Genomic DNA, 15,113 nt, shown 5'->3' on the forward strand with positions numbered 1-15,113 from the left:
GAACAGGGGGGTGGCGAGGGGCACCTCACATGAAAAAAGCCGGCGCAGGGCCGGCTTGGAAGGGGGAGGGGGACCTCAGTGGGCGGAGGCGCCGGAGGCACCGAGCCCGGTCTGGGAGCGGACGAACTGCGGGAAGAACTTAGCATGCTCGTCGGAGGCGCTCTGGGACTTGTCGGTCACCGAGAAGAACCAGATCCCGACGAAGGCGAGCGCCATGGAGAAGAGCGCCGGGTATTCGTAGGGGAAGATAGCCTCGGCATGGCCCAGTACCTTCACCCACACGGTGGGACCCAGGATCATCAGGGTCACGGCGCTCACCAGCCCGAGCCAGCCGCCATAGACGGCGCCGCGGGTAGTCAGGCGGGACCAGAACATGGAGAGGAAGAGCACAGGGAAGTTGCAGCTCGCCGCGATGGAAAAGGCCAGGCCCACCATGAAGGCGATGTTCTGCTTCTCGAACAGGATGCCAAGGCCGATGGCGACGACCCCCAGCACTAGCGTGGTCATCTTGGAGACGCGCAGCTCGTCGGTTTCGTTGACCTTGCCCTGCTTGATCACGCAGGCATAGAGGTCGTGGGAGACCGCGGAGGCACCCGCCAGGGTCAGCCCGGCGACCACCGCCAGTATGGTGGCGAAGGCCACGGCGGAGATGAAGCCCAGGAACAGGCTGCCGCCCACCGCATCGGCCAGGTGGACCGCCGCCATGTTGGTGCCGCCCAGCAGGGCGCCGGTGGCGTCCTTGAAGTCAGGGTTGGTGCTGACCAGCAGGATGGCGCCAAAACCGATGATGAAGGTGAGGATGTAGAAGTACCCGATGAAGCCGGTGGCGTAGAACACCGACTTGCGGGCTTCCTTGGCATCGCTCACGGTGAAGAAGCGCATCAGGATGTGGGGCAGACCGGCGGTGCCGAACATCAGGGCCAGCCCGAGCGAGATGGCGGAGATGGGATCGGCGACCAGGCCGCCCGGACTCATGATGGCGGCGCCGTTGGCATGGACCTTGACCGCCTCGCTGAACAGGGCGCCGACGTCGAAGTTGACGGACTTCATCACCATGATGGCCATGAAGGAGGCACCGGAGAGCAGCATCACCGCCTTGATGATCTGTACCCAGGTGGTGGCCAGCATGCCGCCGAACAGCACGTAGAGCACCATCAGGATGCCGACCAGCACCACGGCCACATGGTATTGCAGGCCGAACAGCAGCTCGATGAGCTTGCCGGCACCGACCATCTGGGCGATGAGGTAGAGGGCGACCACCACCAGGGAGCCACAGGCGGAGAGGCTGCGCACCGAGGTCTGCTTGAGGCGGTAGGAGGCCACGTCGGCGAAGGTGTACTTGCCGAGGTTGCGCAGCCGCTCCGCGATCAGGAACAGTATGATGGGCCAGCCCACCAGGAAGCCGATGGAGTAGATGAGGCCGTCATAGCCCGAGGTGTAGACCAGGGCGGAAATGCCGAGGAAGGAGGCGGCAGACATGTAGTCACCGGCGATGGCCAGACCGTTCTGGAAGCCGGTGATGCGCCCGCCGGCGGCGTAGTAGTCTGAGGCCGAGCGGTTGCGCTTGGAAGCCCAGTAGGTGATGAACAGGGTGGCGGCCACGAAGGCCACGAACATGACGATGGCCGAGACGTTGAGGGGCTGGCGTTGCACCTCGCCGGTGAGGGCATCGGCCGCCAGCAGGGGGGTGGAGACCAGACCGGTCAACAGCAGCAGAGACTTGCCTTTCATGATTGCACTCCCTTGAGGATCTTCTGGTTCAGCTCGTCAAACTCGCCGTTGGCCCGAAACACATAGACGCCGGTCAGCACGAAGGCCGACAGGATGAGGCCAATCCCGACCGGGATGCCGCGGGTGATGCTCGAGCCTTCGCTCAAGGGGGTGCCGAGCCAGCCGGGGGCGAAGGCGATGAGCAGGATGAACGCCAGGTAGAGTCCCAGCATCAGGATGGAGAGGATCCAGGCAAAGCGCTGGCGCTTGGCGACCAGAGCCTGGAAGTTGGGATCTTGCTGGATCCGAAGATACGGTTGCTGTTCCATTGCAGTGCTCCATGACATTGAGTGTCAGCGGTGGATGAAGGGGGTTCCCTACCGAGCAGCCAGGCCGCTCATGTAAGCAAAATGTGAATTAAATGTTATTTGTCGACAATTAGACTTTGGGATAAGCCAGGGGGCCGCCATTGCGCAGGCGGACAAAGATGAGGGCGGCGGCGGCGGCGTCACTCAGAGCGTCGTGAAGGGGCAGGGGGGGCAGTGCCAGGTGGGCGCAGATGGCAGCCAGATGCAGGTCGATGGCGGCATCGGGATAACGGCGGTAGAGCTGGTCGTGGTAGAGCCGGCTCACCTCAAGGCCCCACTGGGGCAGGGTGAGCCCCCACAGCCGCTGACACGCCAGGTTGAGGATGCGCAGGTCATAGGCGATATGGTAACCCACCAGTTCGCGGGGACCGATGAAGGCGAGCAGCTGGCGCAGCGCGGCTTCCAGCGTCATGCCCTGTTGCAGATCCCGGTGGCGCAGGCCGTGGATCACCACAGACTGGGTGCTCAGGCTGGCGGGGGCCTGGACCCGGAGGCTGAGGGCGTCGCCTGTCTCTATCCGGTTGCCGCGGATGCGCACCGCCCCGATGGAGACTATTTCCGCCCGCGCCGGGTTGAGGCTGGTGGTCTCGAAGTCCAGCGCCACCCACTCGTCGGCGGGAGGGCTCGCAAAGAGGGGGGCAAACTCCCCGTCCCGGAAGGCCCTGCCTTGCCAGCGGCGTCGCCAGTGCGCCCACATCCCTATTGCCTCAGACGAAAGTGCAAGGTGAGCCACTGCTGGAACTTCTTCACCTGGTGCAGGGCATGGCGCAGCAGATCCCGCTCGGTGTGGCCGAGCCCGGCCACGTGTACCCGCCCGTCCCCCTCCTGCAACTGGCTGCGCAACCGAAGCCGCATAAACAGTCGAAAGGCCTCCGCCAGATTGGCGCCGTAGTCGCTGCTGAGGCGCCCCTGGGCCACCAGGGCGTCGATGCGCCCCAGGGTCGAGGTCTCCAGCACGCCCGCCTCCAGGGAGAGCACCCGCACACCGTGCACCAGGGGGAAGAGGCCGCCCCGCTTGAGATCCAGCCCTTCGGGATCCTGCTCCAGCCGGCCAAACAGGGTGAGGGGGGTGTGAAAGGCCACCGCCGCCCGCGCCATCTCCGCCAGCAGATCCGGCCTGTCGGCCAGGCAGGCTCTCAGGTGGCGGGCGACGGGGGCGAGCAGGGGGCGATCCCCCATGATGGCCTGGGCATCGGCCAGGGTGGCGAGCCACAGCAGATCGTCCTCGTCGGCCCGGGCGCAGGCCAGCTCGATCTGCGCCTGCCACTGCTGCGCCCCCTTCACCCAGGCCGGGTTGCTGACCATGACATGCCCCGGACAGGGAGGGTAGCCGAGCCGTGCCAGCAGGTCGCTGAAGGCGGCCAGATCCGCCTCCCGTGCGGGCCATGTCAGGCCCTCTGGCAGGATCAGGGCGTTGTCCTGATCGGTTTTCTGGATCTGTTCGCCGCGCCCCTCCGAGCCCAGCATCAGCAGACAGACCTTCTCCTGCACCTCGGGGGGGATCACCAGGGCGAAGGCCTTGGCGATCAGCTGTTCGTTGATGGTGGCGATGAGCTTCATCAGAAAGAGGGTGTGGATCCCCTGGGCAAACAGGGAGCGGGTGAGCTGCTGCTGCTCCCGGGCCACCGCCTCGAGGGCGGCGGGGCTGTCGGCCCGGGCGATGCGCAGGGTCAGCACGTGGGAGTGGGCGGAGAAGAGCCCCAGCACCTGGGTCAGGTGCAGTATGCCTGCCACCTCCTGCCCCTGCCAGATGACCAGGCGCTTTATGCGGTGGCGGGTCATCAGCAGCAGGGCGTCGAACAGATAGCTGCCCTGGGCCAGGCCGATCAGGGGGGCGGGGGTCAGCACCGCGAGCGGCGCCGTGAGCGGCAGTCCCTTGAGGGTCAGCGCATGGAGCAGGGTCTTGCGGGTGGCGAGGCTCAGGCTGCCATCGGCGGCGGGGTAGAGCAGGCAGTCCGTTCCCCGGGCCACCATGGCCTCGGTCGCGGCCAGCAGGCTGGTCTGGCTGTCCAGTTGCAGGGCCGGCTGCAGATGCCCGGGGCCTATCCGCGTCAGGATGAACTCCGCCAGGTTCTGTTGCCCGAGCTGGCCGCGGCGCTCCTGCTCCCGCTGGCGTTCCGCCAGGGTGGCGGTGAAGTAGTGGGCGATGTCGGGATGCAGGTCGCACAGCGCCAGGAAGTCTGGGCGGGGAACGAGCTGGCAGAGGGTGTCTTCCAGGGCGGCGAAGCGGTGGCGGCAGCGACCGTCGAACTGGGCCCTGACGTCGAACATGTCCCCCTCGCCGTAGTCGCCGAACGTCTGATGGGGGGCAGACTCCTCCACGGCCCCCTTGATGATGAGATAGAGGCCCTCGGGCTCGTCCCCCGGGCTCTGCACCGTCTGGCCGGCGCGAAAGTAGCAGATGCTGAGCCGCTGGCCGAGCCGCTGGCGGGCCGCCTCGTCCAGGCAGTCGAACGGCGGGCGGGAAAAATTGAACAGAAGTGACATGACGACTCTCCGCCGTGAGCATGGGGCCAGTCTGGCAAAGGGACAGGGCCGAGGCCAGCCGACTTTAGTCGCAGACCCGGGGTCGCCTCCCTGTACCTGCCGGTAACACTCTGGTAACGTTGTGGTATGACCAGTTGAATGAGAGGACGAGGACGGAAATGGACAAGCCAAGGGTCAAATGGGGGTTTCAGGACGGTATCGCCGAGGTGATGCTGACCCGGGGTGACAAGCTCAACGCGCTGGATCGGGCCATGTTTGACGCCATCGACGAGGTGCTGGGCCAGGTGTCGCGGCAGAAGGGGCTGAGGGCGGTGATCCTGCACGGGGAGGGGCGGGCCTTCTGCGCCGGGCTGGATGTGAAATCCATGCTGAGACAGCCGGTGGCGGCGCTCGAGATCCTCAAGCGCGAGGCGGACGAGGCGACCAACCTGGCCCAGCGGGTCGCCTATGGCTGGCACCAGCTGCCGGTGCCGGTGATCGCGGTGACTCAGGGGGTCTGCTTCGGTGGCGGCCTGCAGATCGCGCTGGGCGCCGACTTTCGCTTCAGCACCCCCGATTGCCGCTTCTCGGTGATGGAGATCAAGTGGGGCATCATCCCCGACATGAGCGGCAGCGTCACCCTGCGCAACCTGATGGGGATAGACACCGCCATGGAGCTGGCCATGAGCGGCCGCGAGCTGGAGGCGGCGGAGGCCAAGAGCCTGGGGCTGGTGAGCCGGGTCTGCACTGACCCCCTGGAGGAGGCACGGGCATTCGCCAGGACCCTCATCACCAAGTCGCCGGATGCGCTGGCGGGGATCAAGCAGCTCTACACCCAGGCCTGGGCCCGCAGTGACGAGGCCATGCTGCAAGAGGAGACCCGGCTGCAGAGGCAGATCCTGGGGCGTCCGAACCAGTGGCGGGCCACCCTCAACAGCCTGCTGCGCTGGCGCCTGCCGTTCGGCCCCAGGCGCAACGCCCTCTGAGCGGTTGGCTCACCCGTCTGGCCCAATCAAAATGGATCAAAAAAAATGGCAGCCGAGGCTGCCATTTTTATCTGCTTGCGGATCACAGGATCAGGTGGGTTCGCGATCCGGCTCGAACGGGTGGCCGGATTGCTCCTGCTCCAGGTTCTGCTCCGAGCGGCGGCCGGTCCAGTAGTCGGCGTTCTTGATGCCGAGTTTCTCCGGATGGAACACGGGATCCAGCCCCAGGGCCTTCTGGGCCTCGTAGTCCTTCAGGCAGGCGAAGGCGGGCTTTTGCAGCAGCAGGATGGCGCCGATGTTGAGCCAGGCCATCAGACCGACCCCGATGTCACCCAGACCCCAGGCCAGCTCGGCGGTCTTGACGGTGCCGTAGACGGTGGAGGCCATCAGGGCCAGCTTCAGCAGGAAGGTGAGCCAGGGGCGGTTGATCTTGCGGTTGATGTAGGCGATGTTGGTCTCGGCGATGTAGTAGTAGGCCACTATGGTGGTGAACGCGAAGAAGAACAGCGCGATGGCGACGAAGTAGTTGCCAAAGCCCGGCATCATGCTCTCCATGGCGGTCTGCACATAGCCCGGGCCGGCGGCCACGCCGGCGATGCCGGTGTAGAGGGCGGCACCGTCCGGACCCTGCACGTTGTACAGGCCGGTGATGAGCAGCATGAAGCCGGTGGCGGAGCAGACGAACAGGGTGTCGATGTAGACGGAGAACGCCTGCACCAGACCCTGCTTGGCCGGGTGGCTCACCGCGGCGGCGGAGGAGGCGTGCGGACCCGTGCCCTGGGCGGCTTCGTTGGAGTAGACGCCGCGCTTGACGCCCCACATGATGGCCAGGCCCAGAATGGCACCGAAGCCGGCTTCCATCCCGAAGGCGCTCTTCCAGATCAGCAGGATCACGCCTGGCAGCTGGCCGATGTTCAGGGCGATGATGACGCAGGCGACGATGATGTAGCCGAGCGCCATGAAGGGCACCACTGTGCTGGCGAAGTTGGCGATGCGCTTGACGCCGCCGAAGATGATGAAGCCGAGCAGCAGGGCGAGACCGGCGGCGGTCACGTTGGGATCGATGGCAAAGGCGGTCTGCAGGCTGGAGCCGATGGAGTTCGCCTGTACGCCCGGCAGCAGCACGCCGCAGGCGAAGATGGTGGCGATGGCGAAGGTCCAGGCGTACCACTTCATGCCGAGCCCCTTCTCGATGTAGAAGGCCGGGCCGCCGCGGTATTCACCGTTGATCTTCTCCTTGTAGACCTGGCCCAGGGTGGACTCCACGAAGGCGGAGCTGGCACCGAGGAAGGCGACCATCCACATCCAGAACAGGGCACCCGGACCGCCGAAGGTGATGGCGGTGGCGACACCGGCGATGTTGCCGGTACCGACGCGACCGGCCAGGGTCATGGCCAGGGCCTGGAAGGAGGAGACTCCCGCATCCGTGCTCTTGCCATCGAACATCAGGCGAATCATCTCCTTGATGTGGCGCAGTTGCAAAAAGCGGCTGCGCAGGGAGAAGTAGAGGCCTACCCCCAGGCACAGATAGATGAGCGCTGGGCTCCAAATCACGCCATTGATGGCATTGACGATCTCATTCATGTACAACAACTCCTTTGTTGCGCTGTCTTGGCGAGGTCTGTGCCTCGCTCCCTTAACATTGAAATAGACGGTGACCAAGGGGGTCACTCAGCATTGGGCAGGACTTTCCACTGCTTGGTCCGCGGGATTTAACATATCGGTTTGTACAGGCCCTTCCTAGTGAAATGTGTTGTCACTTTGTTAATTTGTGAATTGACATTAACAAACGATGAATGGAACTGGACAAGATTCGGTACTTACCCATCATCTACACCTTTTTCATGTCCTGGGGCCAAGGGGCATAATGCAAATAGGAGGCCATGAGTGGCAATGACGGAACAGGAGTGCACCATTCGCCCTGCCGAACGGGGGGATGGGGCCGCGTTGTCGGGACTGTTTGCCCAGCTGGGCTACCCGAACCCTGACGGCGAGGTGGCCGCGCGCCTGGCCGAGCCCGATCCGGCCCGGGAGGTGCTGGTGGCATGTCAGCGGGGTGGCATGGTGGGTGTGCTGGTGTGGCACCGCCTGCACCCCGTGCACCTTGCACCAGCCTGGGGCCTGATCTCGGCGCTGGTTGTCGATGAGGGTGCAAGGGGAGGCGGTATCGGTGCTCGGTTGCTGGCGGCGGCCGAACGGCGGGCCCGTGATCTGGGGTGCTGCCAGCTGGAGCTCTCCAGCAGCCTCAAGCGCGAGGGGGCACACCGTTTCTATCTGGCGCAAGGCTATTGCGAGCGCCCGAAGCGCTTCGTGAAAGCTGTCTGATTGGCAAGAGGAGTCCCTGTGTTCTGGTCCAGGTTGAAAGAGGTGTTTGGGCGTGCCTCCCCCATCGAGCGTGCGCTCCCGGGGGAGCTGGAGTGGCGGCAGGCCCTGGCGGCTGTGCCCATCCTGCAGGGTTTCTCCGGCGAGGAGGAGCAGACTCTGATTGAATTGGCGCGCCACTTCCTTGCGCGCAAGACGCTCACCCAGATAGGGGTCGAGCTGAGCCCCCGGCAGCAGGGTGTACTGGCCCTGCAGGCGGTGCTGCCCATCCTGCACCTGGGGTTGGAGTGGTATCGCGGTTTTCACGAGGTGATCATCATCCCGGAGCCCGTCACCCGCCGGCAGGAGGTGCAGGACGAGTTCGGTCTGGTGAGCGAGGTTGAAGAGGAGAACGCCGGTGAATCCTGGCCCCAGGGCCCCCTGGTGTTGGCCTGGAGCGAGCTGCAGCAGGACGGGGACTGGGATGGCTTCAACCTGGTGATCCACGAGCTCGCCCACAAGCTCGACATGCTGGGGGGGGCGGCGGACGGAGCGCCGCCGCTGCCGGGCGGCATGGATCCGCGCCAATGGACCCGGGCGCTGCAAAGCGCATTCGACGAGATGAACGACCAGCTGGCCAGGGGGGAGGTGACCGAGATCGATCCCTATGCGGCTTCGCACCCCGCCGAGTTCTTCGCGGTGTGCAGCGAAAGCTTCTTCACCGAGCCGCTGCGCCTGCGCGACGTCTATCCGGCGGTGTATGAGCAGTTCTGCCGTTTCTACGGCCAGGAGCCTGCCACGCGCTTCCCGGCCACCCGGCTGCTGGCGGGGGAGGCTGAGCCTCGCGGCTAGTTGGGAGATCCCCTGGCATGGCCAAACCAGCAAAAACGAAAAGGCACCCCGCGGGGTGCCTTTTTCGTGACAGCAATGACAGCGGCAGACTTAGGCAGCGGCTTTCAGCTGGACGGCGGCGGCCTTCTTGTGATCGCCGATGGGCAGCACGGTACGGCCGAACTGCTCGTTCAGCACGGTGGCCATGGCCAGGTAGATGGCGCTGGCACCGCAGATGATGCCTTCGAAACCGGCGATGGTGCCGATCAGGGTGCTGCCGGTGAAGTCACGGGCGGCCAGCAGGAAGAACAGCACGGTCAGGGAGGCGAACACGAACTGCTTCACGCGCGGGAAGTTGACGGTGCCGATCAGCATGAACAGGGTGAACATGCCCCACATCAGCAGGTACCAGCCCATGTAGGCGTGGGGAGTGGCTTCGGCCAGACCCATGGTCGGCATCACCAGCAGGAACACCAGGCTCCACCAGAAGGTACCGTAGGAGATGAAGGCGGTGACACCGAAGGTGTTGCCACGCTTGAACTCCATGATGCCGGCGATGATCTGGGCCAGACCGCCATAGCACAGGCCCATGGCCAGGATCATGGCGCTGATGGGGAAGAAACCTGCGTTATGGATGTTCAGCAGAATGGTGGTCATACCGAAACCCATCAGACCCAGAGGGGCAGGGTTGGCCAATTTTTCGCTCACGTGGTGTTCTCCAACAATAGAGGTGGGGGTTGATAAAAGACGCGCGATTTTAGGCAGGCTCTTGGTCCCGGGCAAGGGGGGGAAGGGCTGAAACGGTAAAAAAATGACACGAAATTTTACGCAGCTAACCATTCGTGCGATTCAGGTAGGCAACACGTGAATGAATAACGTTTTCTTCGTTGCATTTTTGTGTTTTTGACGTCGAAAATGAAACTGGGTAACGAATGGGGCAGTGACCCTGCTGGCAGCGAACGGGCGTTGCGGGACTTGGGTATAAGCAGGGTTTGGTACAAAAAAACATCTGATATGCCATCAGACAAGAGATGTTTACCACCATTTCTCTCACCTCGACTCCCAGACAACCGGCATGCCCTTTTCTGTCGGCCACTCGGAGGCGGACGGGAGAACCCTTGCGAGGGGGTTAAGGGAGGGGAAAGGCCGAACAGCGGCTGTGGGGAAGGGGCGTGGCCGCCAGTAAAGAAAGGGAGTGGCGCCAAGCGTCGAACGGGTGGGGCGTAACCAAGGCTAACGTGCCCGACCACAAAAAGGGGAGCCACTGTGGCTCCCCTTTTTGTGTCAGTCGTCCAGGGTCAGCACGACCTTGGCCTCCTTGTCCGTCTCCTTCACCTGGCTGTCGAGCACGAAGAGGCGCTCCGGCGCTATGCCCTGGGTGTCCACCAGATACTCCTTGGTGTTCTGGGCGCGGCGCATGGCGAGGTTGCGCAGGGACTTGGCGGTGATGAGCTGCTGATCCCGCAGCAGGAGCACCGCCCGGGCGTGCAGGGCCTCGCTCCCTTCCTCGAGCTGCAACCTGTCGGCCAGATCCCCGAGGTCTTCGTTGAACTTGCCCTCATAGGCCTGGGCCAGTGCCGACTGCATGGCGGGATCCTGCTCCAGCTGCGTCAGGTCCACCGGGCTGCCGGTGATCTTGGCCAGCGCCCGCTCGAGCTTCTGGCGCTGCAGTATGGGCCGCTCCTCGTTGAAGTTGACCTTGCCGCGGATGTTCATGCTGAGCCTGGGCCTGTCTTTGAGGGCCTTGGCCAGGGTGGCGAGCTTGGTCTGCAGGGTCGGGGTCAGGGCGGGATCGCCGGGCAGGAAGGGGAGTTCGTCGAGATCCTGGGTGCCGCCCGTCAGGGAGGCCAGCAGGGAGAAGGGGGAGGTGATGGCCTTGCCGAGGGTGTTGCCGAGCACGTCCCAGAAGATGTTGCCCAGGCTGAAATCCGGCTGATCCAGGTTGCCCTTCACCTTGAGGTTCATCTTGATGACGCCGCTGGCATCGCTCAGCAACGCGATGGCGAGGCCCAGGGGCAGATCCCTGGCCTGCTCGCTCTTCACCTTCTCCCCGAGTTGCAGCTTCTTGATGGTGATGTCGTTGTCCCCCTCCAGCCGGTTGCCCTGCAGCTTGTAGTTGAGCCTCATGGAGAGCTGGCCCTTGTCGATGGCGTAGCCCGCATAGGTGCTGGAGTAGGGGGTGAAGGTGGTGAGCTCCAGGTTGTTGAAGGCCACGGCCACGTCGAGCACGGGCTCGGCGATGAGCAGGTTGGCGCCCCCCCGGATGGTGACGGGGGCATACCTGTCCACCTTGCCGTGGAAGGCGAGCTCGGAGCGCTGTCCCGGCGTGTTGCTGATGTGGCGGCTCTGACCCTCGAGGGAGGCGATGTCCACCACGAACTCCGGGCTCAGGCTGCGATCGGCGAAGCGCAGGTTGCCCTGCTCGGTGCGCACCTGATCGATGAGGATGCGTGGGGCTGGGGCGCTCTCCTGGCCGGCCGGTTGCGGCAGCAGCAACTGCTGCACGTTGGTGATCCCCTCTTCGCTGATCTCGATGCGGGCGAAGGGCTTGCTCAGCAGGATGTCGGCAATCGTCACCCGCCGGCTGAGGCCGTCGTAGTGCAGGCCGCTCAGCTGCAGCTTGTCTATCTGCAGCAGGCGCTGGTTGTCGGCCCGATCCAGCACGTTGAGCCCGGCGACGTCGAGCCCGCCGCTGACCTCCAGCTTGCTCAGTGCCCCCTTGTCATCGGTGGCCAGCGCCAGCTTGATGCGGCTGGCGAGCTCGCCGTCCCGCACGCTGATGCGCAGCAGATCCTGCAGGTAGGGTTGTGCCAGGGTGAGCGGCAGCCCCTGCTGCTTGAGGGTGCCGTCCAGGGTGAAGGGGGCCAGCCCCAGGGTGCCGTCAAAGTCCAGCGTCGTGTGGTTGTCGAAAGTGGTGCCGAGGGTGAGGGGGCTGCCCTGGTCTGGCTGGCTGCCGAGGGGGCCCAGGGCCAGCGTGAGGCCGGAGAGCTCCCGCAGCAGGGGCTTGCCGCTGCTGGACTCGGTGAGCTTGAGCCGGCCCTGGTCGATGCGGGTCTGCTTGAGGGCCCAGCGCCAGGGGGCGGCTGGCTTGGCCGGTGGTTTGACCGCCTTGGGGGCCGGCTGGGGAATGATGAGGCCAGCGAGATCCAGCTGCTGCTTGTCGTCGAGCACCGCGGTGACCGCCGGGCTCTTGAGGGTGACGGCATCGACGGCGAGGGAGTGCATGTTGCCATCGACCCGGATCCCGGTCAGCGCCAGTTGCTTGAAGCGGGCAAACTCGCCGCCCTTCTCCTGCTTGAGCTGCCAGTCATCGAGGGTCAGCCTGCCCTTGGAGAGCTGCCACCCCAGCCCCTGCTTGCCCGGGGCGAGGCGATAGTCCAGCTCGGCGCTGGCCTCTCCCTTGGTCAGTCTGGCCCTGACGTAGGGCGCCCAGAGCGGGGCAAAGGGGGCGATAGCCACCTTGCCGAGGCTGAGTCGGCCCTTGCCGGCGCCGGTCAGGAGGTCGAGCTCGCCTTTGGCCTTGAGGGGGCTCCTCTCGTTGAGGGTGGCCCGGAGTCGATAGGGGGTGAGGGCGCCCGCGGCGCTGGAAAAACCGGGCACCTGCAGACCGAGGTCGGCAAGGGCGAGGGGGGGCACCCAGCCCGGGCTGCTCTGCTTGCGGCTGTCCCGGTAGCTGAGCCGACCCTGTTCAACCGACAGCTTGCCGATGCGCACCGGCAGGGGCTCGGTGGCGGATGGCGGCGTCTGCACCTGCGAAGGCGTGAGCAGGGAGGCCAGGGCCTCGGTCAGGTTGAAGCGCACCTCCCCCTTGAGATCGTCCAGGCGCACCAGATCTGCCCTGGGGGCGGTTAGGGTGACCTCCTCCAGTACCAGTGCCCTCTGCCGCCAGCTCTCTTTCAGGGCGGGAATGACCTTCAGCTCGTCGAACGACACCAGGGTCTTTTGTTGCTCATCAAGCAGGGCGCTGGGGCCCAGGGTGAGGGAGGGGGAGCGCAGCCCTACCTTTATTTCTCCCAGGGCGAGGTGCAGACCGTAGTGGGTGGCGAGCCAGCCGGGCAGGTGACTCTGGATCAGGTTGGGGGCTTGCCAGAGCAGCAGGGTGACGCAGACGAGCAGGCCGGCGCAGAGGTAGAAGGCATAGCGCAGCAGACGAGCAGGGAGGGGCTTGAGCATGATGGTCTCCATTTGATGCGCATATGGTAGCAAGTAATCGAGAGGGGATCATGGCTGGGGCTCATGGGTTGCGCCGTACTCTGACCGGGATGGCACAAATGTTGAGCACCATGTTGAGCAAGGGGCACAGAGCCACTCCTGCCGGGGCTGTCGGCCTGTACCTGGGGCGCATCTGTGGCATGGGGGACTCCGGGGGCGATATGCCCCCAGATTCGGTCAATCCGCGTCCGTTTTCAAGCCATCGAGGGAGTGGATGCAGCGCTGCTCGGCGGCATCGAGCTCGGCCATCACCATCTGGATGTCTTCCAGCTGCTGGCGCAGGGAGTGGCGCCTCGCCTCGATGAGCTGGATCATGGAGTGCAGCTGCATCCGGCTCGAGCGGTCGGTGTCGTACATGTCGAACAGCTCGCGGATCTCCGCGAGGCTGAACCCCAGCCGCTTGCCCCGCAGGGTGAGCTTGAGGCGGATCCTGTCCTTGTGGCTGTAGATGCGGGTCTGCCCCTCCCGGGCCGGGGTGATCAGCCCCTCGTCCTCGTAGTAGCGGATGGTGCGCGGGGTGATGTCGAACTCCTGGGCGAGCTCCGAGATGCTGTAGGTTCTCTCCTTGCCGCCGAAGCCGCCGGTCCTCATGACGTTATTCGGCATGGTGATCTCCTTGCGTTGTCTCAGCGGCAGGGTGGCGGGCCCTGGCGTGCAGGGCCTGGCCGACCCGGGAGCCGTTGGGGCGACCGAGCTGCTCGCTCACCCACTGGCCGGTGGCCGCCAGCGCCTCCAGGTTCACCCCGGTGTGCATGCCAAGGCCGTGCAGCAGATAGACCACCTCCTCCGAGGCGACGTTGCCCGAGGCGCCGGGTGCATAAGGGCAGCCACCGAGCCCGGCCACCGAGCAGTCTATGGTGCGGATGCCGCGCTCGAGCGCCGGCAGCAGGTTGGCCAGCCCCTGGCCATAGGTGTCGTGGAAGTGCACCGCGAGGCGCCCGGCCGGCACCTCGTGCAGCACGGCGTCCAGCATGGGGACGACGGTGCCCGGGGTCCCGACGCCTATGGTGTCGCCAAGGGAGATCTCGTGACAGCCGAGATCCAGCAGGCGCTCGGCCAGGGCTGCGACCCGCTTGGGCTTGGTCGGTCCCTCATAGGGGCAGGCGATGACGGTGGAAAGATAGCCTCTCACCTTGATGCCGAGGCGGCGTGCCTCCTGCACCAGAGGGGCGAAACGCACCAGGGACTCCTCCACGCCGATGCCGATGTTGGCCCGGGTAAAGCCGTCCGAGCAGGCGGTGAAGAGGCCGATCTCGTCGACCCTGGCCTGGATGGCCCCCTGCAGGCCCTGCAGGTTGGGCACCAGGGCGCCGTAACGGGTGGCGCCCTTGCGCGGCAACGCCTCGAGCAGGGCGGCGGAGTCTGCCATCTGGGGCACCCGTTTCGGGGAGACGAAGGCCCCCACCTCGATGCGCTGCAGGCCACACGCCACGAGGCGCTCGACGAAGGCCCGCCGCTGGGCCAGCGACAGCATGCGAGCCTCGTTTTGCAGGCCGTCCCTCGGCCCCATCTCCACCAGGCTGACCCGATCGACGGGAGAGTGGATCTCCTTGTTCATGGCGCCTCTCCCTGCTCGTCTGTCTCGTCATGATCGGTGGCGAAGTGCACCAGCAGGGTGCCCTGGCTCACCTGATCCCCCTGGCGACAGGGCAGGGCGGCGACTACCCCGTCCTTGTCCGCTTTCAGGACGTGCTCCATCTTCATGGCTTCCAGCACCAGCAGGGGCTGGCCCCGGGTGACGGCCTGCCCGGCCTCGACCAGGATCGCCACTATGATGCCGTGCATAGGGGCAACGGCGCCCCTGGGGTGGTCGTGATCATGGTGCGGCCTGTGCTGCTGATCGTCTTCGTCAACGCGCAGGCGCCGGCCATCCAGCTGCAGCACGAAGGCCCCGTCGGCCAGCTCGTTGACGGGGCAGCGTAGCCAGCCATCGCCTCGTCGCAGGCGGATGTGATCCTGACCGAGGGCATAGTGGATGCTCTCCCCCTGCCACTCGATGCGGCCGGGCAGGGCGCGCAGGGTCAGCACCCTGGCCTCGTCGCCGATGCGCACCGCCGCCGTCAGGCTGCCGGCCTGCCCCAGTCGAAAGCCGGGGGCCTGCTGCCAGGGGGAGGGACCGGGGCGACTGGCGAGCCAGAGGGTGGCCAGGGGCCAGGCGAGCGCCGGGATGGTCAGGGGGGCGGTGGGGATGGGCCACTGGGTGTGGTGGCCCATCTGCAGCACCTCGGGATCCTCGCAC

The 15,113-nt window shown here is 65.4% G+C and carries 13 protein-coding genes; 3 read left to right on the forward strand and 10 right to left on the reverse strand.

All coding sequences use genetic code 11. The annotated features are described in order from the left end of the window. Nucleotides 1-75: 75 nt before the first annotated feature. From BN1132_RS12060 to BN1132_RS12075, 4 genes are all read right to left on the reverse strand, one after another. The gene (locus BN1132_RS12060) at nucleotides 76-1,731 is read right to left on the reverse strand and encodes a cation acetate symporter (protein ID WP_042077833.1); all 1,656 of its coding nucleotides are present in this window, start codon (nucleotides 1,729-1,731) and stop codon (nucleotides 76-78) included. Further along, a complete protein-coding gene (locus tag BN1132_RS12065) occupies nucleotides 1,728-2,039 on the reverse strand; it encodes a DUF485 domain-containing protein (RefSeq protein WP_042077834.1) in 312 nt (103 codons plus the stop codon). Before BN1132_RS12065 ends, BN1132_RS12060 begins: the two co-directional genes overlap by 4 nt. Nucleotides 2,040-2,148: 109 nt before the next feature. Then, entirely contained in the window at nucleotides 2,149-2,775 is a 627-nt protein-coding gene (locus tag BN1132_RS12070) for a 3'-5' exonuclease (RefSeq protein WP_042077835.1), read from the reverse strand. Nucleotides 2,776-2,777: 2 nt separating this feature from the next. Continuing rightward, nucleotides 2,778-4,565, reverse strand: a complete 1,788-nt coding sequence (locus tag BN1132_RS12075) for a putative nucleotidyltransferase substrate binding domain-containing protein (protein WP_042077836.1) — start codon at nucleotides 4,563-4,565, stop codon at nucleotides 2,778-2,780. 158 nt (nucleotides 4,566-4,723) lie between these two features. On the opposite strand from BN1132_RS12075, the gene BN1132_RS12080 reads away from it, so the two are divergent. After that, nucleotides 4,724-5,530 carry a crotonase/enoyl-CoA hydratase family protein gene (locus BN1132_RS12080; protein WP_042077837.1) on the forward strand — a complete coding sequence of 269 codons (807 nt, stop codon included), beginning with the start codon at nucleotides 4,724-4,726 and terminating at the stop codon, nucleotides 5,528-5,530. A 90-nt stretch (nucleotides 5,531-5,620) separates the two neighbouring features. Here BN1132_RS12080 and BN1132_RS12085 read toward each other — a convergent pair whose 3' ends face one another. Further along, entirely contained in the window at nucleotides 5,621-7,114 is a 1,494-nt protein-coding gene (locus tag BN1132_RS12085) for an alanine/glycine:cation symporter family protein (RefSeq protein ID WP_042077838.1), read from the reverse strand. Nucleotides 7,115-7,423: 309 nt separating this feature from the next. Between BN1132_RS12085 and BN1132_RS12090 the strand changes: the two genes are divergently transcribed. Both BN1132_RS12090 and BN1132_RS12095 read left to right on the forward strand, forming a co-directional pair. Then, the gene (locus tag BN1132_RS12090; protein WP_042077839.1) at nucleotides 7,424-7,855 is read left to right on the forward strand and encodes a GNAT family N-acetyltransferase; all 432 of its coding nucleotides are present in this window, start codon (nucleotides 7,424-7,426) and stop codon (nucleotides 7,853-7,855) included. Nucleotides 7,856-7,873: 18 nt separating this feature from the next. Further along, nucleotides 7,874-8,683 (forward strand): M90 family metallopeptidase, encoded by an 810-nt coding sequence (locus tag BN1132_RS12095; protein ID WP_042077840.1) that lies wholly within the window; start codon nucleotides 7,874-7,876, stop codon nucleotides 8,681-8,683. 90 nt (nucleotides 8,684-8,773) lie between these two features. On the opposite strand, the gene BN1132_RS12100 is transcribed toward BN1132_RS12095, so the two are convergent. From BN1132_RS12100 to BN1132_RS12120, 5 genes are all read right to left on the reverse strand, one after another. Then, entirely contained in the window at nucleotides 8,774-9,370 is a 597-nt protein-coding gene (locus BN1132_RS12100; protein WP_042077841.1) for an acetate uptake transporter, read from the reverse strand. Nucleotides 9,371-9,946: 576 nt separating this feature from the next. Next, entirely contained in the window at nucleotides 9,947-12,847 is a 2,901-nt protein-coding gene (locus BN1132_RS12105) for a DUF748 domain-containing protein (RefSeq protein WP_209428971.1), read from the reverse strand. 204 nt (nucleotides 12,848-13,051) lie between these two features. Then, nucleotides 13,052-13,480 carry a MerR family transcriptional regulator gene (locus BN1132_RS12110; RefSeq protein ID WP_042077842.1) on the reverse strand — a complete coding sequence of 143 codons (429 nt, stop codon included), beginning with the start codon at nucleotides 13,478-13,480 and terminating at the stop codon, nucleotides 13,052-13,054. After that, nucleotides 13,470-14,432: a hydroxymethylglutaryl-CoA lyase gene (locus tag BN1132_RS12115; protein ID WP_042077843.1), complete on the reverse strand. Its 963-nt coding sequence runs from the start codon at nucleotides 14,430-14,432 to the stop codon at nucleotides 13,470-13,472. Before BN1132_RS12115 ends, BN1132_RS12110 begins: the two co-directional genes overlap by 11 nt. Further along, the coding region (locus BN1132_RS12120; protein ID WP_042077845.1) for a biotin/lipoyl-containing protein at nucleotides 14,429-15,113 on the reverse strand (685 nt) is incomplete at its 5' end. The genes BN1132_RS12120 and BN1132_RS12115, both read right to left, overlap by 4 nt.

Origin of the sequence: Aeromonas sanarellii (assembly GCF_000820085.1) — a bacterium.
Classification (GTDB): domain Bacteria; phylum Pseudomonadota; class Gammaproteobacteria; order Enterobacterales; family Aeromonadaceae; genus Aeromonas; species Aeromonas sanarellii.